General features: G+C 35.8%; 22 protein-coding genes and 1 riboswitch. Of the genes, 14 read left to right on the top strand and 8 right to left on the bottom strand.

The genetic code is table 11. From position 1 onward, the window contains the following. Positions 1-5451 (bottom strand): beta strand repeat-containing protein (locus BAQ46_RS21165; protein ID WP_131801185.1); only part of this gene is annotated, 5451 nt, incomplete at its 3' end. Between the two features lie 111 nt (positions 5452-5562). Here BAQ46_RS21165 and BAQ46_RS21160 point away from each other — a divergent pair. Next, positions 5563-6423, top strand: a complete 861-nt coding sequence (locus tag BAQ46_RS21160; RefSeq protein ID WP_061129175.1) for a GNAT family N-acetyltransferase — start codon at positions 5563-5565, stop codon at positions 6421-6423. Positions 6424-6457: 34 nt separating this feature from the next. Here BAQ46_RS21160 and BAQ46_RS21155 read toward each other — a convergent pair whose 3' ends face one another. After that, positions 6458-7018, bottom strand: a complete 561-nt coding sequence (locus tag BAQ46_RS21155) for a cysteine hydrolase family protein (protein ID WP_000806354.1) — start codon at positions 7016-7018, stop codon at positions 6458-6460. 181 nt (positions 7019-7199) lie between these two features. Here BAQ46_RS21155 and BAQ46_RS21150 point away from each other — a divergent pair, with 181 nt between their 5' ends. Next, complete coding sequence (locus tag BAQ46_RS21150; protein WP_001195212.1) at positions 7200-7460, top strand: DUF6123 family protein; 261 nt, start codon at positions 7200-7202, stop codon at positions 7458-7460. A 2-nt stretch (positions 7461-7462) separates the two neighbouring features. On the opposite strand, the gene BAQ46_RS21145 is transcribed toward BAQ46_RS21150, so the two are convergent. From BAQ46_RS21145 to BAQ46_RS21135, 3 genes are all read right to left on the bottom strand, one after another. Further along, on the bottom strand, positions 7463-8368 hold the full coding sequence (locus BAQ46_RS21145; RefSeq protein ID WP_071742685.1) for a DMT family transporter: 906 nt from the start codon (positions 8366-8368) through the stop codon (positions 7463-7465). A gap of 13 nt (positions 8369-8381) precedes the next feature. After that, positions 8382-8768, bottom strand: a complete 387-nt coding sequence (locus BAQ46_RS21140; protein ID WP_061131060.1) for a reverse transcriptase-like protein — start codon at positions 8766-8768, stop codon at positions 8382-8384. Between the two features lie 70 nt (positions 8769-8838). Next, complete coding sequence (locus tag BAQ46_RS21135; protein ID WP_000127426.1) at positions 8839-9711, bottom strand: aldose 1-epimerase family protein; 873 nt, start codon at positions 9709-9711, stop codon at positions 8839-8841. A gap of 132 nt (positions 9712-9843) precedes the next feature. Beyond that, positions 9844-9888: riboswitch (PreQ1 riboswitch) on the top strand. 6 nt (positions 9889-9894) lie between these two features. Here BAQ46_RS21135 and BAQ46_RS21130 point away from each other — a divergent pair. The 3 genes from BAQ46_RS21130 (at position 9895) to BAQ46_RS21120 (ending at position 11380) form a co-directional block, all read left to right on the top strand. Then, the gene (locus tag BAQ46_RS21130; RefSeq protein ID WP_001026467.1) at positions 9895-10380 is read left to right on the top strand and encodes a QueT transporter family protein; all 486 of its coding nucleotides are present in this window, start codon (positions 9895-9897) and stop codon (positions 10378-10380) included. 151 nt (positions 10381-10531) lie between these two features. Beyond that, a complete protein-coding gene (locus tag BAQ46_RS21125; RefSeq protein WP_000875516.1) occupies positions 10532-11191 on the top strand; it encodes a ribonuclease H family protein in 660 nt (219 codons plus the stop codon). 12 nt (positions 11192-11203) lie between these two features. After that, the gene (locus tag BAQ46_RS21120; protein WP_000358801.1) at positions 11204-11380 is read left to right on the top strand and encodes a zinc-finger domain-containing protein; all 177 of its coding nucleotides are present in this window, start codon (positions 11204-11206) and stop codon (positions 11378-11380) included. A gap of 33 nt (positions 11381-11413) precedes the next feature. Here the strand turns inward: BAQ46_RS21120 and BAQ46_RS21115 are convergent, their stop codons facing one another. Beyond that, positions 11414-11662 carry a DUF2564 family protein gene (locus tag BAQ46_RS21115; protein WP_000534391.1) on the bottom strand — a complete coding sequence of 83 codons (249 nt, stop codon included), beginning with the start codon at positions 11660-11662 and terminating at the stop codon, positions 11414-11416. 119 nt (positions 11663-11781) lie between these two features. Continuing rightward, positions 11782-11979 (bottom strand): cold shock-like protein CspB, encoded by a 198-nt coding sequence (gene cspB, locus BAQ46_RS21110; RefSeq protein WP_001161727.1) that lies wholly within the window; start codon positions 11977-11979, stop codon positions 11782-11784. A 262-nt stretch (positions 11980-12241) separates the two neighbouring features. Between cspB and BAQ46_RS21105 the strand changes: the two genes are divergently transcribed. The 8 genes from BAQ46_RS21105 (at position 12242) to BAQ46_RS21070 (ending at position 18783) form a co-directional block, all read left to right on the top strand. After that, complete coding sequence (locus tag BAQ46_RS21105; protein WP_061131061.1) at positions 12242-12970, top strand: YqcI/YcgG family protein; 729 nt, start codon at positions 12242-12244, stop codon at positions 12968-12970. A 138-nt stretch (positions 12971-13108) separates the two neighbouring features. Next, positions 13109-13741, top strand: a complete 633-nt coding sequence (locus BAQ46_RS21100; protein ID WP_000466557.1) for a LysE family transporter — start codon at positions 13109-13111, stop codon at positions 13739-13741. Positions 13742-13760: 19 nt separating this feature from the next. After that, positions 13761-14054: a hypothetical protein gene (locus BAQ46_RS21095; protein ID WP_000286373.1), complete on the top strand. Its 294-nt coding sequence runs from the start codon at positions 13761-13763 to the stop codon at positions 14052-14054. Positions 14055-14133: 79 nt separating this feature from the next. Continuing rightward, positions 14134-14763, top strand: a complete 630-nt coding sequence (locus tag BAQ46_RS21090; protein WP_000832150.1) for a sterol desaturase family protein — start codon at positions 14134-14136, stop codon at positions 14761-14763. Between the two features lie 223 nt (positions 14764-14986). Next, on the top strand, positions 14987-15328 hold the full coding sequence (locus BAQ46_RS21085; RefSeq protein WP_000817360.1) for a DUF485 domain-containing protein: 342 nt from the start codon (positions 14987-14989) through the stop codon (positions 15326-15328). Between the two features lie 2 nt (positions 15329-15330). After that, complete coding sequence (locus tag BAQ46_RS21080; RefSeq protein ID WP_001098246.1) at positions 15331-16881, top strand: solute symporter family protein; 1551 nt, start codon at positions 15331-15333, stop codon at positions 16879-16881. Between the two features lie 190 nt (positions 16882-17071). Further along, positions 17072-18421, top strand: a complete 1350-nt coding sequence (locus BAQ46_RS21075) for an aspartate aminotransferase family protein (RefSeq protein ID WP_071742683.1) — start codon at positions 17072-17074, stop codon at positions 18419-18421. Then, positions 18421-18783: a DUF3986 family protein gene (locus tag BAQ46_RS21070; RefSeq protein ID WP_001001115.1), complete on the top strand. Its 363-nt coding sequence runs from the start codon at positions 18421-18423 to the stop codon at positions 18781-18783. The genes BAQ46_RS21075 and BAQ46_RS21070 overlap by 1 nt, the downstream gene beginning before the upstream one ends. A 60-nt stretch (positions 18784-18843) precedes the next feature. On the opposite strand, the gene BAQ46_RS21065 is transcribed toward BAQ46_RS21070, so the two are convergent. Then, positions 18844-20007: a cation:proton antiporter gene (locus BAQ46_RS21065; RefSeq protein ID WP_000393887.1), complete on the bottom strand. Its 1164-nt coding sequence runs from the start codon at positions 20005-20007 to the stop codon at positions 18844-18846. Positions 20008-20338: 331 nt separating this feature from the next. Here BAQ46_RS21065 and BAQ46_RS21060 point away from each other — a divergent pair, with 331 nt between their 5' ends. After that, a complete protein-coding gene (locus tag BAQ46_RS21060; RefSeq protein WP_000838576.1) occupies positions 20339-22012 on the top strand; it encodes a ribonuclease J in 1674 nt (557 codons plus the stop codon). The last annotated feature ends 51 nt before the right edge of the window (positions 22013-22063 follow it).

Raw genomic sequence — 22063 nt, 5'->3', positions numbered from 1 at the left:
ATCTCCAACAGCAGCAAATGCACTGCTTGCAGTTTTTGTTGCGATAACGGAAGCAGTATTTACTTGTGTAAAGGTTTTATTGGATTGAACTGTTCGGGAAACAGGCGGCTCATTTATATCAACAATAAAGTTATATTGAAGCGATGATTTGTTCGGAAGTGGATTCGGGTTTGGCAGCGTTGTAATGTTTACTTGAAAATTGAGTGTAATCGATGCATTTGCATTCAAGTTACCAATATTGATACCGTTTTGCGGATTTGCATTTGGGACGGTTACACCATTTATTTTAAAGCTATTTGGGACAAAGGTAGTACCATTTGGAATGGAATCTGTAAACACAATGTTGTTCGCAGTAGTATTTCCTGTGTTTGTAATAGATGAAGTGAATGTAATCGTATCACCAATTGTAGCGAAAGTTGTACTCGCATTTTTATTTAAAACTAAAGTAGCATCAATAATTGGAGTAACCGTCGTATTCGTAATTGTGCTATCAACAGCAGGTGATTGGTTTGGGTTCACGGTATACTCATAATTTACAAGAGCATTATTTGTTAATGTGCCACTAGGTGGTATCGCTAAAATTTGTGCTTGAAAAGTAATGAATACAGTATCTCCTGGGGGAATATCTGCTAAGTGAATACCAAGTGATGGATCTAAACCCGGCTGCGGAATATTATTGATAGTTACAGAGTTTTGGACAAATGAAGCGCCTGCGCCGAGTCCATCTGTTAAAACTGTAGCACTAGCAGGAATATTTCCTGTATTCGTAACGGCAATCGTATAAGTAACGATATCCCCAATTGCAGCTGTCGGTGTATTTACTGACTTCGTAGCGACGATTGTAGCGTTATTAATTTGAGTTGTTATTACATTACTTAACGCATTAGCGGATGCTGGAGGTAAGTTAGGATCTATGACATATTGGTACGCTGTATTGCTTTGGTTCGGGATTGGATTTGGACTAGGAATGGAATTTACTATTACTTGAAATGAGATTGTTGCACTTGTATTAGGGTTTATTGGATCAATTGCAATCCCACTTGCTGGATTTGTATTAGGGAGTGCATTTCCATTTACTGTTACACTATTAGGGATAAATGATGTTCCGTTTGGAAGTACATCTGTAAAAATTACATTTGATGCAAGTGTGTTCCCGTTATTCGTTAAAGTAGTCGTGTACGTAATCATATCATTTACGTTAGCAAACTGTTTATCTGCCGATTTTACAGCGGCAATTGTAGCATTATTAATAGTCGTCTGTACGGTGTTAGATGCCACCAGCTGCGTTACAATTGGTTTGGATGCGTCGTACATGTATTGGAATGTAGTGCTCGATTGATTCGTAATCGGATTTGGACTAGGAATAGTTGGTACAGAAACTTGGAATGAGACAGTACGTGATGAATTCGCTCCTATTGTACCAATTAAAATGCCATTAGCAGGGTTTGCATTAGCTATAGGAACCCCGTTAATCGTTACAGTGTTAGGAAGGAAGATGGTACCAGCTGGAATGATATCTGTAAACGTTACATTGGAGGCAGGGATATTGCCGTTATTCGTTAAAATCGTTGCATAAGTTATGACATCACCAACATCAGCGAAATTTGTACTTGTTAGTTTCGTAGCGACAATATTAGCAGTATTAATTTGTGTCGTTACTATATTACTAGTAGCATTTCTCACAACAGCAGGTAAATTTGGGTCAGCAATAAAGTTATATTGCAGTGCAGCACTGTTTTGAATTGGATTTTGTGTAGGCAAACTACTTGCGCTTATTTGAAAAACAATCGTTGTAAATCCGCCAGCAGTAATTGTCCCGACTTGAAGACCGGTACTTGGGTCTGCACCTAGCTGTAAAGCACCGCCTATAAAAGTACTATTTGGTACGAGAGTTGTGCCGGAAGGGAGTATATCGGTAACAACTACATTATTCGCTGGAGTATTTCCTGGATTAGCTAGGGCAATGGTATATGTGATTGGTTGCCCAACATCAGCAATAGTTAAATCTACCTGTTTAACAATAACTACATTTGCTACATTAATTTGTGTACTTACAGTATTACTTAAAGATGTTTCTATAGTTGGTGGATCGCCCGGATTTAAAATAAAACTATACTGTGTACTAGATGAATTTATTGTTGGATTTTGTGTTGGTAAAGAGGTGACAGTTACTTGATAAGAGACGGTAAGTGAACCGTTCGCAGGAATGGAAGGTAACGGAATACCGACATTTGGATCTGCGTTATTTTGGAGTACACCATTAATCAGGAAAGTGTTTTGGATAAAGGTAGTGCCGTCTGGATTTGTATCTACGAAAGTAGGACTATCAGCAGAAACACTTCCTGCATTCGTTAAAACGACGGTATAAGTTAATACATCCCCTACAGTAGCGAACCCTTTATCTACTGTTTTAGCTGAAATGACATTTGCATCGTTTACTTGCGTAAATGTAGTAGTTGAAGTAGTGTTCTTACTTACAGGCGAAGCGTTTGGATCAACAATAAAGTTATAAGAAATGGAGGCACTATTCGAAATAGGGTTTGGGTTTGGAATGCTAGTGATTAATACTTGGAATGAAGCTGTAATCGTAGTATTAGCATTGATGCTACCGATATTGATGCTAGCTGGTGTTGCGCCCGACTGATTAACGCCGTTAACGATAACACTGTTCGGTACAAAGGAAGTCCCGTTCGCTATTGAATCGGATAGTAATACATTGTTTGCCGTAACATTTCCGTTGTTTGTAAGAGCGAAGGTATAGGTTAATATATCTCCAACTTCTGCAAACGTTTTATCTACAGATTTAGTAGCTTGAAGGTTTGCTAGTCTAATTGTTGATGTAACAGAATTAGAATTTGCTGTTTTTGAATTTGGTGGCAGACTAGGATTTACAGTGTATAAATAAGAAGCGAAAGCATTGTTAATGATAGGATTTTGGGCGGTAATATTGATGACAGTTACTTGGAAAGAAAGTGTAAAAGTAGCTCCGCCGGGAATTGTGCCAATAGGCAAAGCAACGAGAGAATTTACATTTTGCAAAACACCGTTTAGTGTTACAGTACCTGGAGTCAATATTGTCCCATTTGGAAGTGGATCTGTTAGTTGTACGTTCGTTGCAGCTGTATTTCCACTGTTTGAGATAAGGATTGTATAACTGATTGTATCGCCGATTGTAGCAAATTGTTTATTTGTTGATTTTGTTAATGCTAAATTCGCATTGTTAATTTGAGTGGAAACGAGATTAGAAGAAATGTTTTTTGTAACGGGTGATTGGCTTGGATTGACAGTGTACTGATAAGAAGCGCTTGATCCATTAGATACGACATTTAGCGTGGGTATTGTATTTACAACTACTTGAAATGAAACATTTTTTGTTGTACCAGTTGGGATCGATCCAATGTTCACACCGTTAGCGGGATTTGCTCCCACTTGTGTTGTGCCATCTATTGTTAAACTGTTAAGGACAAAAGTGGTTCCAGTAGGAATGGCATCTGTAAACATAACATTGTTTGCACTTGTATTACCTGTACCTGTAAAGGAAACGGTGTACGTTAGTGTATCACCAATATCGGCAAAATTTTTATCTACCGCTTTTGTCATTGTTACAGTAGCATTATTCACTTGAGTGGAGACAATATTCGTCGTATCAGTCCCGCTTACTGCCGGTTGATTTGGTACAGGAATGTATTGATAAGTTGTAGTCCCGCTATTTAATATGGGGTTTGTTTGGGGGATAGATGGAACGGATACTTGGAATGAAATAGTAGTCGTAGAATTAGCAGCAATAGACCCAATTGATATACCATTTGCGGGATTCGCTCCAGCTTGCGTAATTCCGTTAACAGTTACACTTCCTGGAACGAAAGTAGTCCCGCTAGGAATCGGATCCGTATATATAACGTTCGTTGCAGCAATATTCCCTATATTAGCTAAGGCGATACTGTAAGTTAACGTTTCACCAATATCGGTAAAAAGTTTGTTAACTGATTTTGTGCCATTAATATCTGCGAGGTTAACTTGTGTTCCAGCAGAGTTGCTTGTTGCAAGACCGTTAAAAGTCGTTCCTCCAGCGATTGGTGTATATTGAAATGTAATATTAGCAGTGTTGGAGATAGGATTTTGATTTGGAAAAGAAACGACAGTAGCTTGGAAAGTTACTGTACGAGAAGCGCTGTTATTAATGGTTCCAAGAGATATACCAGCGGCCGGATTTGCATTCGTTTGCGGGACATTATCTACTGTTACAGTTCCAGGTATAAAGGAAGTACCGTTAGGAAGAATGTCTGTAAAAATAACGTTATTGGCGGGGAGAAGCCCTGTATTAGGGATAGTAACTGTATAAGTGAGAACGTCTCCAATTGCTGCAACACTTTTATTCACGCTTTTTGTTGCTTGTATGTTAGGTGAATTTATGTTGATTTGTAAACCGACTGTATTCAACATATATGCGTCTCCGTTAGTTGTTAAACGGATTGCGGCGGACACTTGAGAATTTGTTAAATAAGGAGAAATATCAATGGAAGTAATGTCCCAGCCCTGTCTTCCAGCGGAGATGTTTGTACCTGTAGAAGCACTTTGATTTCGCGTTCCAAATGTCCCGGTTGTATCTAAGTTTCCAGCGGCATTATTAATTTGAGAACCGAAGAAATTATTTACAGCATTGTTAGGTCCAGATAAGGCATTTAATGAACTGAAATTTGGCCCGAATAGAGCCTGATCCCCAATTAAATCAGCATCTCCTTCGGTAGAACTTAAAAACAATCTCCCGCTTACAGGCCCTCCTGAAGGTGTTAAAAATCCTGAAACAGATACATCGGCACTACCAGTTTCTGCAGAAACCCGGTTGCCTGCTACATAAATGGTTAAATTTCTTGCAGGTAATGTTCCATTTTGGTAAGCGACGATAAGCGTCCACCCAGCTGAATTAATTGTTCCGTTAGAAGCATCTATAGGATCTACAAGTCCAGGGACAGAGCCGGTTGTATAAGAGCCAGATCCTCCTGCTTGAATGAGGGATGTTACATCTGCAGAACGTGTATAGAATCCAAATGTGATAGATCCAGAAACGAATGTTTGATTGGAAGCTGTAACAGCCGATGGAGTAATCGAGTATGTTGAAACAGGTGTTGTAAAAGAAACAGGATTGCCTAATACGTTCGTAATGTTTTGATCACGAGATAAATAGTTTCCGCCCCAAACGAGTTCTGCGTAAAGAATCGTACTACCAGCAGGTATATTTAAAAGAGCGGTAGAACTATTTTGTGTATAGTTTAATGTTGTACCAGCAGGAAAAGAAGTTACTTGTAAAGCGGTATTGGTAGTTATAAATGCGCCAATTGCCCCGATTGTACCAGCACGGTTTTGATTACTGATTTTACTTAAACCGAGTGTGTTTCCTGTAATCGCAAGTGCGCCGTTAGTGGTGGTAGAAAATCGATTTGTAATGGGCATGTTGTCACCTCACTTACAATATAGTCTTGGTCAAAATAGGATATGTGTGTGACAAATAAAGGGTAACATGTACAAGTTGAATTGGGAAGATGGCTAGATAAGGGGTGGAGTATGATTGAATTGGAATTTAGCGTGGATCGTCTTAAGGAAGAACAAATAGGCGATATTGTAGCATTATCATCTTATATTGGTTGGGATTATAATAGGGAAGAAGTTGAAACAATTTTTAACTCAGGTATTGTATACGGCGTATGGAATGAGAGAAAGGAACTTATTGCTAGCGCAGCAATAATATTATATGGGGAGGCGTTGGCATCTATCGGAATGGTAATTGTACATCCAGATTATAAGGGAAGAGGAATTGGAAAGATGATTACAAATTCATGCATGAATAGCGTATCAGCTCAAACTCCATTTATGCTTATTGCTACGGATGAAGGAAAACCTTTATATGAAAAATTAGGATTTAGAGCAGTAAGTTATGTTTCTAAATACATATGTAACTCGTACAATGCGAATGATTATTGTGTAAGAAATGAAGATTATGTAATGAACTATGAAGAGGGTGAGTTAGAAAAAATAATAAAAATAGATGAATATGCGTTTGGAACAAATAGAAAAGAGTTTTTAAAGAAAAGAATTATGCAAAGTGAACAGTGCACTGTTGTAAGGGACAAGGAACAAAATGTATTAGGTTACGGTTTAAGCATACAAACACCAGAAAATAAAATAATAGGACCGGTTGTTGCTAAAAATGATGAGATGGCAATGAGAATTGTACATGATTTAGCAAAAGGGCATAATGGTAAATTAAGAATTGATGTACTAGAAGGAAAGAAAGATTTCATGAAAGTATTAGAGATTACTGGTTTTAAAAAGGTGAATACACCACCAATTATGATGAAAAATAGCGGTCAATTATTAAAAAGGAATAATGAGTTATATAGCATTGCAGCACAAATTTTTGGGTGAAAAAGAATCCTTCTGAACGAAGGGTTCTTTTTCGCTAATCACGATATTGATTATGAGTCGGCTGAAAGAGGTCTTCCTCGATATCCCTTACCATAGAAAAATGATCAACATTATAATGACCATGGAGAATTTTATTATGGTGAGAGATAATTTGTTCTGCAGTCAATACGTCAGAATCAGTTGTGGAATGACCGTTTTTAATTAATGTAACATCAAATCCTTGTACAGTTGCTGTTCGAACAGCGGTGTCGATACAATGTTCTGTTTTACATCCACCTATAACGATATGGTTAATTTTTTCTTCTTTTAACAGTTCAAGTAAAGAAGTACCATAGAATGAATTTGTTGCGGCTTTATTAATAAGGATTGCAGATTGAGGTACTTGAATTTGATTATGTACTTCAAAGCCTTCTCCGCTACCAGAAGCAACATCGATATCTCTTACGAAAACAATAAGGGCATTGGCATCTATTGCTTTCTGCACGGCTGTATTGAGTGTAGATAATAATTCGGTTTTACGAAAAACTTCACTTTCTTGTTCATTTCCATCCATTAATTCTTGCTGCGCATCGATAATTAATAGTGCTTGTTTCATCGTGTCTCCCCTTTAATATGAAATAAGTTCCACTGTACATATTCCTCCATATTATAAGGAAATCCTCCATTGCAAGTAGAGTATAGGCTGATTTACAAAGTTGTCAAAGAAATTTCATTCTCATGGCGTATAAAAACATGTATGATAGGAAGTGGAGAATTTTTGAGTAGGTGGGAATAACATGCAAACAGTAGAAGATTATCTTTCATTCTTACATACGAAAGGATTTAAATTATCAGAGGAAGCACAAGGATTTATTATGTTCGGACAAGGATATACGGGTGCATCTGATGGCATTGTAAACGCAGCAATAGAAGCGACAATTAAGCATCAATTGCAGTTTGATGGCAGTTATTTTGTTGCGTTATTAGAACGATTGAAAGAAGAAGAGATTACAGATAAAAAAAGCGCTAAGGCTTTTATGCGGAAGTTACAAGCGTAACTTCACGCAGCCTGCGCTTCTTTTTTTGTTTTAGAAGGTAATTCAACAAAAACCATGCCTAGGAAAATACAGAGGCATCCGATAATAGCGGAAATAGAAAGTTGTTCGTTTGCAACGAGAACGCCTGTTAAGGCAGCGAAAACGGGCTCCATTGCGAAAATAATTGCTACTCTCGTTGGAGACGTATGTTTTTGTGCTGATGTTTGAATGAAAAAAGCAATGGATGTCGCGAACAGAGAAGTTAGAAATAGAGCAAATAAAAAGGAAGAATTCGTCCATAGTGCTACTGAAAATAATTTTTCCCAATCTTCAAACAAAAAGGCGCAAATAGAAGAAAACATACCGACAGCTAATACTTGCGATGTGCTTAACAATAAAGGTGATATTTTTTTAGAGAAGAAGCCGTTAACGAGAATATGAGCAGCGAAAGCAACTGCACAACCGAGAACGAGTATATCTCCAATGTTTAATTGAAAAGAATCACCTGCTGTTAATAAATATAAACCCGCTGTTGCTACAACAATGCCAATTACGATAAAAATAGTAGCTTTTTGTTTTAAAAAGATAAAAGACAAGATTGGTACCATAACGATACTAAGCCCTGTTAAGAAACCAGCTTTTGAAGAAGTTGTATAAAGTAAGCCGAATGTTTGTAATACATAGCCGACGCATAAAAAGAATCCAACGGTTAATCCAGCGAGGCTACTCTGTTTTATATGTTGTTTTGAAGTTTTTTTTGAGAAAATCATTTGAACGAATAATAAAATGATTCCAGCGAATAAAAAACGTATACCATTAAAAGTAAATGGTCCAACGAAAGACATAGCATTTTGAACGACAACAAATGTAGCTCCCCAAATAAAAGACACAAATAATAAAGCAAGAGGAGCGATCCAATCTTTTTTCACACTCATACCCCCGTTAATTTTGTAAGATAGCTTTTCTAGCTAACTCATCAGCAACTTTATTTTGACTACTTGGAATCCACTTAATAAAAAAGAGATCGAAACTTTTTATGTACTGCAGTGCTTCCTCTAATAGTGGTGCAAACATTTTATTTTTTGCGTATTCTTTTTCGACAGCTCGCTCAACAAGTTGCGAATCTGTACGAAAAGAGACAATGTTATAATTATGCTCCGTGCAATATTTTAATGCCGCAAGTAAAGCGTGGTATTCCGCTTCATGATTGGACATTGTCCCAAGGGGCAATGATAATTGTACAGCGGGTTGAATCCCTTTAATAAATACGCCTGCACCAGAAGGACCAGGATTTCCTTTTGATGCACCATCAATATATACTTCAATCAAAATGAGAAACCTCCAAATGATAAGATGATCCCCTACCTATATGTTTCTTTGAAGTAGGGGATAGAGTAACTTAGCCGATTGTAATACTATAACGACATGTAAATGTTTCATTCGCTTGTAAAGATTGAATTCCTTTTTTTTCCTTGAAATCTTTTGCTGGATTTACTTCATCAGCAATTCCGTACCAAGGTTCAATACATAAGAAAGGTGCATTCTCGCCTGGTGTCCATACGCCGACAAATGGGAATCCGTCAAATTCTACTTTTACGAATTTATTATGTTTATGAGAACGGATGGAGATTTCATCTGTATTCATATTTTCAAAAATAAGTGCATCGTTTTTAAATAGGTCGTATGTAAGTGGCAACTCATTCGTACTTTCAGCAATTAGTTGCTTCTTATTTGAAAGGTAAGGTCCTTCTAATACGCTCGTTTCTAAACGCTCTGGACCATTAAAAGATAGATGGTAATCTGTAAATGACTCGCCCTCTAATAACGGGAAATTGAAACCAGGATGTGCTCCGATTGAGAAGAACATCTCTTTTGAAGCAGGGTTATTCACTTCGTATGTTACATGAACGGTTTGTCCGTCTAGTTCATAAGAAACGAGTAATTCGAATTCATATGGGTATTTTTTTAATGTTTCTTCATTACTAGTTACAATGTAGGTGATTTTCGTTTCACTTTGTTCTTCTACAGAGAATGTAAGATCACGAGCAAAGCCGTGTTGTGTTAAAGAATAAGGTTTACCATCTACGTAGTATGTATTATCTACTAATCGGCCGACGATTGGGAATAAAATTGGTGCACGGCGTCCCCAATAAGTAGCATCACCTTGCCATAAGTATTCTGTATTGTCTTCTTTTAAGAGAACGCTTTGTAATTCTGCACCTTTGTCAGAGATGGTAACGATCACTTTTTCATTTTGAATTGTTGCAGTCATGAAATAAAACCTCCTAAATCTTTCATATATTTCATTATACGTTGTCTAAAAGAAAAAGGGTAGTTCATGGTAGGAATCTATTGACGAAAGGGGGGCTAACGCGTAAAATATAATCTTGTTGCTTAAAAAACGAATAACGTGGTTCGAAACCATCCCACGTAAAAAAACTAAGGAGATTTTGTCATGAATATTAGAACTTTAGTCGGTAATGGTATTTTAGCGGCATTATATATTGCTGTTTCTATGCTTATTCAGCCATTTGGCTTTACGAATGTACAGTTTCGTATTTCAGAGATGTTTAATCATCTCGTTGTATTTAATAAGAAAGCAATTTACGGAATTGTATTAGGTGTATTTTTAACGAATCTCTTTTTCTCACCTATGATCGCTTACGATTTAGTATTTGGAGTGGGGCAATCTATTCTTGCATTAGTTGCAACGATTATTTCTATGCGATTTATTAAAGGTGTTTGGGCTCGTATGATTTTTAATACAGTCATTTTTACAATTACAATGTTTATGATTGCAATTGAACTTCATCTTGCATTTGATTTACCATTCATGTTGACTTGGTTAACATGTGCAATCGGTGAATTTGTTGTTATGGCGATTGGTATGCCTGTAATGTACTGGATTAATAAACGAGTACAATTTGAAAGATTTATGTAATAGATGAAAGAGCTATTCCTATAGGGATAGCTCTTTTTGCATGTGATAATATTGAATATAATTCTTTGACTCTTGATAAAATATAATAAAATAAAGTGAGGCTTTCATTAGCTGGATACATATAAGAAGTCTTACATAAGGGGAATCTAGTATGAAATATAAAATTCATTGGTTGTATAAAACAAAACGCGGTTTTCAGACGGAATTAACGACAGATTATATGAACATAGAAGAAGCACTTCAATTTGCGGAGGATTTCGAGAAAACAGGAAGAATGAAAGAATTATTATTTTACGATGAAATGGATGCAGAATGGTCATTAAAGGAAATGAAGAAGCTGAGCAAACAAGTGGAGGAAGAACCCCAAGAAATACTCGTTTATTTTGATGGCGGCTATGATGTACAGACGAAAGAAGCTGGTATAGGCATATGTGTATACTATAAAAAAGGAAATACAAAATACCGAATTCGCCGTAATGCATATATAGAAGGCATATATGATAATAATGAAGCGGAATATGCATCATTACTATATAGCATGAATATACTCGAGGAATTAGGGATTAAGTATGAAGCGGTCACGCTTCGCGGAGATTCTCAAGTTGTACTGCAGCAATTGGCTGGAGAATGGCCTTGTTATGATGAACATTTAAATCATTATTTAGACCAAATTGAGCAAAAAGCAAAGCAAATGAAATTAAAACTTGTATGTGAGCCTATATCAAGAAAACAAAATAAAGAAGCACATCAATTAGCTACGCAAGCATTAGAAGGAACAGTGATTGATAGTCATAAAGAAATAACCGAATAGAGAGGTGCAAAGGTGGATAAAAAGCAACTCATTACAGAGGTAAATGACTTATTAGAAACGTATTGTGAAGGATGTTTTTTGCGAGAACATAATCGAAAGACAAATAGTAAGTATTATGCTCATTCCTTTTGTATAAGACAATGTACAGTTGGAGAAACATTGAAAAAATATGGGGAACAGTTGTCATGAAAAAACATCCAGAGAAAACTCTCTGGATGTTTTTTAGTGCTTCGCTTCATTTAATTGATGCTCACACTCGCTTAATTTCTTTTCCTCATTTATTAAAAATGGCTCGTCTAAATCTGTTGCAACAGATTTCATAATTTCAAGCTGAGAGCGAGCTGCTTCTACAGCAGTAGTAGCATGCTCTAATGTATCTGGATCCATTGAAATTGTCGCTGATCCTACCATTTTTTGTGCTGTTTCTACACGGAATTTCACTTCTTCAAAATCATTTACTTCTGATCCCATTAATAATTCCTCCTTTGTATAGTGCGCATTTCACATAGTTTTTGCTCTGGAAAACGGAAATATACAAAGGAATAACAAAGGAGGTTACCAAGTAAGGTAACCTCCTGTCATATGTTGGATTAAAGTTTTACTACGTTAGCAGCTTGAGGTCCACGGTTTCCTTCAGTGATATCGAAAGATACTTCTTGACCTTCTTCTAAAGCTTTGTAGCCTTCGCCTTGAATAGCAGAGAAATGTACGAATACATCGTCAGCGCCTTCAATTTCGATAAATCCAAAACCTTTTTCGTTGTTAAACCATTTTACTTTTCCTTGCATGTTACAATTCCTCCTAAAAACATTTGCTTTTTTCATTTAGTGAAATTCATTTGAAAAGATAATATAAACTAAAAATGCTATAATCTTGAATATTCTGCTAAATGATTAATTTAAATATACACGAATTGGGAGAATTTAGTCAAGTAAGCGATTTTATTTTTTGTATTTTTAAATAATTTTTTAACCAAATTTTTAAATAGGTATAGGACAGGCCAAGTATGTAATAGTCTTAATTGAATGCTATACATAATGAGGTGAAAGAATGAATGAGTCTTATTTATTAGATAATGAAGGAATGAGAATGAGAAATGACATACCGAATTGGGTTGCAAAGGAATTTCAAAATTTTTCGAGTGTTGTGCTAGAACCAACTTTTCCGTGCTATTTTGGCTTAACAGCTTTAAAAAAGAATGAACTTCGTTATTCATTTCTCTCTCATAATGATTGGAGTCATTTGCCACATACAATGTTATCTTTTTTAGAGCTAATGAAAGAGCGTCCAATTGTAAGAAGAGGCTTTTTTCTTTTTGTAGAACCGGAATGTGAGGAGCAATCACTGGAATATTACCGTGATTACTTTTGGAAAGTACTACAATATTTACATGAAAACGATAAGGAAACATGGCCAAAGCAAATTCCTAAAGACCCAGACCATTACTTATGGGAATTTTCATTTGGCGGGGAACCGATATTCGCATTTGGAAACGCACCAGCCTATAAACAACGAAAAACTAGGCATTTAGGAAATTCTCTCGTTATTGGATTTCAGCCACGTACTATATTTGATGGATTAGAAGGGGATCGTCCTAAAGGAGCATATTCTAGGCAAACGGTCCGTGAGCGAGTTGAAAAGTGGGATCAGCTGCCGAAACATCCTAACATTAGTCATTATGGTGATCCGGATCATCGTGAATGGAAACAATACTTTATAGGAGACGATGTAGAACCGTTAAAAGGAAAATGTCCTTTTCTTCATAAGATAGAAAAGTAAGAGTCATCATCTGGATGGCTCTTTTGCATATTTTGGATAAAAAAGGGTATTTTAGTAGTAAATATTTTGAGGGAAGCTAGTCTATTTTTAATTATTATATCATTACTTAATAGTAAAGGAAGTAGAAAGGATAGAGTGATGTTTGGAGCGATTATACAACAAATTGTATTAGGTATTTCATTAGCTGCGCCAGTAGGTCCGATTAATATTGAAATGTTAAAACGAGGAATTGAACGAGGTTTTTGGCATGCGTGGGTTGTTGGAATTGGTGGAATGACAGCAGATATTTTGTTTATGCTTCTCATCTATTTCGGTTTATCTTCTCTGTTTATGTATACATATGTACAAGCTTTTATGTATTGCACAGGGTTTTTCTTATTATTTTATTTAGGATTTCAAAGTGTAAAACAAGGAATTTCTCAATCGAATATGGAATATAAAAAAGAAGAGGTAGGCGGTCTTAAACAATCGTTTATGGCAGGTTTTTTAATTGCGATATCCAATCCATTAAATCTTGTTTTTTGGTTTGGTATATACGGAAGTACACTTAGCTCATTGCTTACGAAGGTAACGAAACAAGAAGCCTTTTTGTATAGTCTTTGTATTATCGTTGGTATTATTTTATGGAATGTAAATATTGCTTTTTCTGTCCATTTTGGCAGAACTTTATTAAAGCAAAAAGCACTTGGCTATATAACAGCCGGAGCAGGTATTATTTTAGTAGGATATTCTATCCATTTTGCATACAAAGCTTTACAGTTGTTCACATAAGATTGAAGGGGAGATTTTTATGTATCGAACCACTATTGACGGAAAAGAAATCATTATTACGTTAGCACCAAAAATCAGAAAAGAAATTACTGATAGAAATCCACTATATGAAGCGGTATTTCAGAATGCAGCAAGATTACTACAAACAAAGCAACCAACGTTTGCTGTAAATCATGAAATATTTGGGCTTATCATTGGAGAGGTACAAAGAGGAGAAGTAACAGTGTTTGCGGTGGAACATATTATTCCGAAGCAAAATATATTTGGACCGAACAATTTTTTCTCGACAATAGAGCAACAGGCAAATTTGTAAAGCGTATAGAATAAGATATAGAAAAGAAATAGTCGTAACGATATGTTGCGACTGTTTTTTTTGAAAAGGGGGAAGGAAGATGAAGAGGGTGGGGAAAGAGTTCTTTTTACAACATGATATCGTTATTATGTATAGTATTTTATTTGTTTTTATCATTATTTTAAAAATGCAATTTTTCACATGGATCGGTTTGTTAGCTTGTTTGTTTGGTATTATTTTTTATACGCTAAACGAATATATGACACACCGTTTTTTATTTCACTTAAAACCACCTAAAAACGTATTTTTATTAAAAATGCTAAGAAGATTACATTATGACCATCACGTCTATCCAGATGATTTAAAACTGTTATTTTTACCTGTATGGTTTAGTATACCGAGTTTTACTATATATTTACTTATATCATATGCTATAACAAAAAGTGTTACTATTGCACTTTCGTTCGGAATTGGAATGATTATTATGCTTCTCGTTTATGAATGGAAACATTATATTGCACATAAGCCAATTCGTCCTGTTACTAAGTTTGGAAGATGGCTAAAAAAACAGCACATATTACACCATTATAAAAATGAAAAGTTTTGGTTTGGTGTTTCAAATCCAGTATTCGATTTCATATTTGGAACGCTTAAAGATGGAAAAGACGTTGAATTAAGCGAAACAGCTCGTAATTTAGAAAAGGAAAAAAAGAAAAAAGTAGTGCGTTAAGCACTGCTTTTGTTTTAATGAGGAAAAAATAAGTAAGGTGTCACTTTATTTTGAAAAAGTATATTAAAAACTTAGGGGAAAATGCCGAAAAATGTCTATCGAAAAATCTTTGCAGGAATGTATGGATTGTCTAAAATGAAAATAAGTTTCTGAATATTTATAAAATTTAGTCTTTAGGTATACAAGGGGGAATTGCATTTCTAGTAAGAGAGGGGATAAGAGAATGAAAAGAGATGATACGTCAGCACGTAAGTTACAAAATGAGGTGAATTATACAGAGGTTGTTCAGTCAGAAGAATTTCAATTGTTATTAAATAAGAAAAAGAAGTTTATCGTTCCAATGAGTATTTTCTTTTTAAGTTTTTTTATTGCGTTACCTATTTTAACATCGTATTCAAAGGTACTCAATACACCGGCATTTGGTGATGTTACGTGGGCGTGGGTATTTGCTTTTGCACAATTTATTATGACTTGGGCTTTATGTATGATTTATAGCAAAAAGGCGGAATCCTTTGATGAAATCTCGCAAAAAATTCTACAAAATATGCAAAAAGGGAGGGGCTGAACTTGAATACGACGGCATTTGCACTATTTTTAATTATTGTCCTTGGTACGCTCGTCATAACCTATTTTGCATCGAAAAAAACGAAAAATGCGAGTGAGTTTTATACAGCTGGAGGGGGATTAACTGGTTGGCAAAATGGTCTGGCCATTGCGGGAGATTATATGTCTGCTGCGTCTTTTCTTGGTATAGCTGGAGCGATCGCATTAACTGGGTTTGATGGTTTCTTTTATAGTATCGGCTTTTTAGTTGCTTATTTAGTTGTTCTATACCTTGTCGCAGAACCGCTAAGGAATTTAGGGAAGTACACGTTAGCGGATATGATTGCGGCGCGTTTTGACGCGAAAAAAGTTCGCGGAGTTGCAGCGCTTAATACGATGACGATTTCAATTTTTTATATGATTGCACAATTAGTTGGGGCGGGTGCACTTATTAAGTTATTATTAGGGATCGAATATACAACATCCGTTTTAATTGTTGGTACATTAATGACAGTGTACGTTATTTTTGGCGGAATGACCGCGACGAGCTGGGTGCAAATTGTTAAGGCTGTATTACTTATGGCCGGTACATTTATTATTTCTGTTATCGTTTTCGCAAAATTTAATTTTAGTGTGACGGAAATGTTTGCTCAAATGAAAACAGCAACTCCATTAAAAGATTCGTTTTTAAATCCAGGAGTAAAGTATAAAGATGGTCTTGATACACTATCTTTAAATTTAGGACTAGTTCTTGGTACGGCAGGATTACCACACATTCTTGTTCGCTTTTTTACAGTACGTGATGCAAAAACAGCACGTCAATCTGTCGTATACGCTACGTGGTTAATTGGCGCATTTTATATTATGACAATTTTCTTAGGATTTGGGGCAGCGGCGTTTGTAGGGAATGAGGCGATTATGAAAGCAAACCCTGCTGGTAATATGGCAGCACCTTTATTAGCGAAAGCATTGGGCGGAGATTTCTTATTTGCTTTCGTATCAGCAATTGCTTTTGCAACGATTTTAGCTGTAGTGGCAGGCCTTGTATTAACAGCAGCATCCGCATTCGCACATGATTTTTATAATGAAATTATCCGCAAGGGGAAATCAACGGAAAAAGAGCAAGTATCCATGGCTCGTTATGCGTCTATTGGAGTAGCGGTATTGTCTATTATACTAGCGTTATTTGCTCAAACATTGAACGTAGCATTTTTAGTTTCGTTAGCATTTGCAGTTGCAGCGAGTGCAAACTTGCCAGTTATATTATTTACAATATATTGGAAGCGCTTCAATACAACAGGTGCCATCTCTGGTATGATTGCTGGTCTTGTATCAGCTATTGTTCTTGTCGCGTTAAGCCCAAATGTATGGAACCCTGTAGCTGGAAAAGCTATATTTGTTGGGGAAGCGATATTCCCATATACGACACCTGGAATTATTTCGATTCCGCTTGGATTTCTTGCAGCGTATTTAGGAACTGTTTTATCTAGTAAGAAAGAAGATGCAGCGAAATTTGATGAAATTCTCGTAAAATCTAATACTGGGCATGGTATTAGTGACGCGTCTTCGCATTAAAAAAGAGGAGCTTTTCGATAGATAAGAAAAGCTCCTTTTTCTTTTGTCCTTTTCTTGTAAATAATACTGCTTTGTAAGTAGGATTTGTCTTAATTTTGTGGAATGAAAATAAGCAGGGAGAAATTTAAATCATCATGGTACCAGCGCAGCTTTTGTGAAAAATAAGTTGTTATGGAAGGTGGAAGAAATGATGAAAACGAAACAGACTGATGAATTATTAGCAAAAGATGAGCAATATGTTTGGCACGGAATGCGTCCCTTTAGTCCAAATAGTACAATGGTAGGGGCAAAAGCAGAAGGGTGCTGGGTTGAAGATATACAAGGAAAAAGATATTTAGATGGTATGAGTGGTCTTTGGTGTGTGAATAGTGGATATGGCAGAAAAGAGCTTGCAGAGGCGGCCTATAAGCAATTACAAACATTATCATACTTTCCGATGTCACAATCACATGAACCGGCTATAAAGCTTGCAGAAAAATTAAATGAATGGCTTGGAGGAGAGTATGTTATTTTCTTCTCTAATAGTGGTTCGGAAGCGAACGAAACAGCTTTTAAAATAGCAAGACAATACTATGCGCAAAAAGGTGAGCCACATCGTTATAAATTTATGTCACGTTACCGCGGCTATCATGGGAATACAATGGCAACGATGGCAGCGACAGGGCAAGCGCAGCGTAAATATCAATATGAGCCATTTGCTTCAGGATTTTTACATGTAACGCCGCCAGATTGTTATCGTATGCCTGGAATAGAAAGAGAGAACATTTATGATGTAGAATGTGTAAAAGAAGTAGATCGGGTCATGACATGGGAACTAAGTGAAACGATTGCAGCTTTTATTATGGAACCAATTATTACAGGCGGAGGCATTTTAATGCCGCCACAAGACTATATGCAAGCTGTTCATGAAACGTGTCAAAAACACGGTGCCTTGCTCATTAGCGATGAAGTGATTTGCGGTTTTGGGCGTACAGGAAAGGCATTTGGATTTATGAATTATGATGTGAAACCAGATATTATTACAATGGCAAAAGGGATTACAAGTGCATATTTACCATTATCAGCAACAGCTGTGAAAAAAGAAATATATGAAGAATTTAAAGGAAAGGGAGAATATGAATTCTTCCGTCATATTAATACATTTGGTGGAAATCCTGCAGCTTGTGCACTAGCACTTAAAAACTTAGAAATTATGGAGAATGAAAATTTAATTGAGCGCTCTGCACAAATGGGCTCGCTTTTATTAGAGCAATTAAAAGAAGAAATTGGAGAACATCCACTTGTAGGGGATATTAGAGGAAAAGGACTACTAGTTGGAATTGAACTAGTAAATGATAAAGAGACGAAAGAGCCAATTGATAACGACAAAATTGCAAGTGTTGTAAATGCTTGTAAAGAAAAAGGGTTAATTATAGGACGAAACGGTATGACAACAGCAGGATATAATAACGTTTTAACGCTAGCACCACCGCTTATTATTTCAAGTGAAGAAATTGCCTTTGTTGTTGGAACGTTGAAGACAGCGATGGAACGTATTTAATGAATGAAGCGAGCTGTAATATACAGCTCGCTTTTGTTTATGATGTGAAATATGATAAATTTTCAAAGAGAGGGGAATTTATTATGAAGAAATATGATTCTAGTCAACATTATCACATCGGATATTATGAAGACGGATATGATTTAGAAGTGACAGCGTACAAAAGAATACATGAACCAGTTTGGGATGCGTATATTCCACACTATGAGGTAGACGATTTTTATAAGAAAGTGGAGGAAATGAAGCTAGGTGAATATGTAGATGATTATGGCATTATGGTGTATTCATTTCGTAATGGTATTGATGATGATGAAGCACGAATTATTTTTGAAAAATGGTTAAAAACGAACGGGATTGTTTAAAGATAAAACGAAAAAGAAGCTTACTATCTTATAAGATAGTAAGCTTCTTTTTTATTAAACTTATTTACTTGCTTTCATTGCTTTATCTTTTGCACCAAAAGTGTATTTTAACATTGGTGGTGTAATCATTGTAGTTAAAATAACGACAATAACGATAGCTGTAAAGTAATCTTGTGCTAGTAGACCTGAAGAAAGTCCTGTTCCTGCGATGATAAGTGCAACTTCACCACGAGAAACCATTCCAGAACCGATAATTGCAGAAGACTTAGCATCAAATCCAGTCATTCGTGCACCTAAGCCACAACCGATTAGTTTCGTTAATACAGCGATTACTGTTAATGCTAGGATGAACCAAATTTGATCGCCAATACCGTCAAATGTAATATTCATACCGATACTTACGAAGAATACTGGAACGAACATAGCGTAAGCGATTGGCTCTACTTTCTTTTCTACTTCATGTTTGTAGTTCGTTTGAGAAATAGCGATACCAGCTGCGAAAGCACCGATAATACCAGCAATTCCTAATAGTTCGCCGAAATATGCGAATGAGAAACAGATGATAAGAGCCGCGCTCACGATAGACTCAGATACGCGTAGCGGTGATAACCAGCGCATAATCGCAGGAACACCTTTCCATCCGATTAAAATAATAGAAGCGAAGAATACAACTTTCTTCAAGATAATCATTGTTAAGTTAACATCGTCTGTACCTAGGAAACTCATTGCAAATGCTAATAAAATAACGACAAGAATGTCATCAAATACAGCTGCGCCCAGCATAGTTGTACTTTCACGTGTTTTCATCTTTCCTAAATCGCGAAGTGTTTGTACGGAAATACTAACACTTGTCGCACATAGAAGTAATCCTAAAAATACAGCATTTCCTTGTTCCATTCCCATAATAAGACCAGAAACGTAACCACCTACGAATGGAAGAATGATACCTCCAAGTGCAACAGCTAAAGAAGAATTACGATTTGCGTTTAATTCCTCTAAGTCTGTTTCAAGTCCTGCCATAAACATTAAAAGAATAACACCAACATTACTTAATTGTGTTAGAAGTTCTGAGTTTTCAATCCAACCTAATACAGCTGGACCGATAACGATACCGACAATTAATTTACCGAGTACAGAAGGTTGGCCTAATCTAACACTAAGATCACCAGCAAGCTTTGTACTTAATAAAATAAGTGCAATTTGAAAGAAAAATTCGAATTCCATCGGATCCTCTCCTTATCATTTTTATTTTTATCATACGATTTCTCGGAATTTGCCTAATGAAAATATGTAAAACCCATTAAACAAAGGGTCTGATTACAAGTTCTTTTGAACTCGTAATTTGAACCTGTAATTAATATATAATATATTTTGCAAAAAATCAATGAAAAAATGGGAGCTTTTTTAGAGAGAGACGGTGTTATTAGGGATATACATATAAGATTAGCGTGTGGATTTTATATGTATGAAATAGTATGAAGTCCTTTTTTATTACAAATAATAAAGCCTAAATGCTATTTCACGAATTATAAATGTGAAAGGGAGGACTTATCATTTGAAGTCATTAAAAAATAACTTGTCTATCGTTGCTTTAGGTGGAGTAAATGAAATAGGGAAAAATATGTACGCTATTCAATATGAAAATGATATTGTCGTTATTGATTGTGGATCTAAATTTCCAGATGAAAGTTTATTAGGAATTGATTTAATAATTCCAGACATCACATACTTACAAGAAAATAAAGAAAAAATTCGCGGGTTAGTCGTGACGCACGGACATGAAGACCATATTGGCGGAATACCATATTTTTTAAAACAACTAAACGTACCAATTTATGCGACGAAGTTAACGTTAGGTTTAATTGAAATTAAATTAAAAGAGCATAATCTTCAAAATGATACAGAATTAATCGTCATTCACGCAGAATCAGAAATTGATCTCGGTTCTATTAAGACGACATTTTTTAAAACGAATCATAGTATTCCAGATTGTCTCGGTATTGTGTTTCATACTCGAGAAGGTAATGTAGTACATACTGGGGATTTTAAATTTGATTTAACACCAGTAAATAACCAACATCCTGATATTCATAAAATGGCTAAAATAGGTAGTGAAGGTGTACTAGCTTTACTATCGGAAAGTACAAATGCAGAACGACCAGGTTTTACTCCATCAGAGAGATCGGTAGGAGAACGGATAGAGGAAATATTTATGAAAGCAAATAGAAAAGTAATTATTTCTACATTTGCTTCTAATGTGAATCGTGTTCAGCAAATAGTTGAAGCTTGTATAAAAACAAATCGAAAACTGGCTTTGCTCGGCAGAAGTATGGTAAATGTAGTAGAAGTTGCTCTAGAGAAAGGGTATCTAAATATTCCAGATGGTATGCTAATTGAAGCAAATGAGGTAAATCATTTAGATTCAAAGCAGGTCGCAATACTTTGTACAGGAAGTCAAGGAGAACCAATGGCAGCTTTAGCCCGTTTAGCTAGTGGAAACTATAGGCAAGTAGATGTTTTACCAGAAGATACAGTTATTATAGCTGCGACTCCTATTCCAGGAAATGAACGTAATGTTTCGCGAATTATCGATAACTTATTTGCATTAGGGGCAAGAGTGATTTACGGATCAGGCAGTTCTACTGGAGTCCATGTATCTGGCCATGCATATCAAGAAGAATTAAAGTTAATGCTCACATTAATGAAGCCAAAATATTTTATCCCAATTCATGGAGAGTTTAGAATGCTACATCACCATAGTTTGTTAGCAGAATCAATTGGTGTTGAAAAAGAGAATATCTTTATCGTTCGTAATGGAGATGTTGTAGATATAAGTAATGAAGTGGCCGTTCAATCGAGAAAAATACAAGCAGGAAATATATATGTAGATGGATTAGGAATTGGTGATGTTGGAAATGCATTATTACGTGATCGAAAACAACTTTCAGAAGATGGAATGCTCGTTATAGTTATTACTTTTAATAAAGTGGATGGAGAAATAATTTCAGGTCCTGATATTATTTCTCGTGGATTCGTCTATGTTCGTGATTCAGAAGAATTTTTGAAGGAATTAAATAAATTAGCTGTTATTACGATTAATAATGTAAAGAAAGAGAAAGTGAATAGCTGGGGTATTTTGAAAAGAGAAGTAAGAGAAGCTTTAGGGAAGTATATATATACGAGTACGAAAAGAAAACCGATGATTCTTCCTATAATTATAGAGGTGTAATAATGAATAAAAAGAATTCTCTTGTGGGAATTCTTTTTTGTTTTGAAGACA

This window comes from Bacillus paranthracis (assembly GCF_001883995.1).
GTDB lineage: Bacteria > Bacillota > Bacilli > Bacillales > Bacillaceae_G > Bacillus_A > Bacillus_A paranthracis.
This window is presented reverse-complemented; position numbering and strand designations above follow the sequence as displayed.

Coding starts and splice junctions, on each gene's coding strand:
- BAQ46_RS21160 (WP_061129175.1), top strand. CDS start 5,563: ATGATTGAATTGGAATTTAGCGTGGATCGTCTTAAGGAAGAACAAATA.
- BAQ46_RS21155 (WP_000806354.1), bottom strand. CDS start 7,018: ATGAAACAAGCACTATTAATTATCGATGCGCAGCAAGAATTAATGGAT.
- BAQ46_RS21150 (WP_001195212.1), top strand. CDS start 7,200: ATGCAAACAGTAGAAGATTATCTTTCATTCTTACATACGAAAGGATTT.
- BAQ46_RS21135 (WP_000127426.1), bottom strand. CDS start 9,711: ATGACTGCAACAATTCAAAATGAAAAAGTGATCGTTACCATCTCTGAC.
- BAQ46_RS21130 (WP_001026467.1), top strand. CDS start 9,895: ATGAATATTAGAACTTTAGTCGGTAATGGTATTTTAGCGGCATTATAT.
- BAQ46_RS21125 (WP_000875516.1), top strand. CDS start 10,532: ATGAAATATAAAATTCATTGGTTGTATAAAACAAAACGCGGTTTTCAG.
- BAQ46_RS21115 (WP_000534391.1), bottom strand. CDS start 11,662: ATGGGATCAGAAGTAAATGATTTTGAAGAAGTGAAATTCCGTGTAGAA.
- cspB (WP_001161727.1), bottom strand. CDS start 11,979: ATGCAAGGAAAAGTAAAATGGTTTAACAACGAAAAAGGTTTTGGATTT.
- BAQ46_RS21105 (WP_061131061.1), top strand. CDS start 12,242: ATGAATGAGTCTTATTTATTAGATAATGAAGGAATGAGAATGAGAAAT.
- BAQ46_RS21100 (WP_000466557.1), top strand. CDS start 13,109: ATGTTTGGAGCGATTATACAACAAATTGTATTAGGTATTTCATTAGCT.
- BAQ46_RS21095 (WP_000286373.1), top strand. CDS start 13,761: ATGTATCGAACCACTATTGACGGAAAAGAAATCATTATTACGTTAGCA.
- BAQ46_RS21090 (WP_000832150.1), top strand. CDS start 14,134: ATGAAGAGGGTGGGGAAAGAGTTCTTTTTACAACATGATATCGTTATT.
- BAQ46_RS21085 (WP_000817360.1), top strand. CDS start 14,987: ATGAAAAGAGATGATACGTCAGCACGTAAGTTACAAAATGAGGTGAAT.
- BAQ46_RS21075 (WP_071742683.1), top strand. CDS start 17,072: ATGAAAACGAAACAGACTGATGAATTATTAGCAAAAGATGAGCAATAT.
- BAQ46_RS21070 (WP_001001115.1), top strand. CDS start 18,421: ATGAATGAAGCGAGCTGTAATATACAGCTCGCTTTTGTTTATGATGTG.
- BAQ46_RS21065 (WP_000393887.1), bottom strand. CDS start 20,007: ATGGAATTCGAATTTTTCTTTCAAATTGCACTTATTTTATTAAGTACA.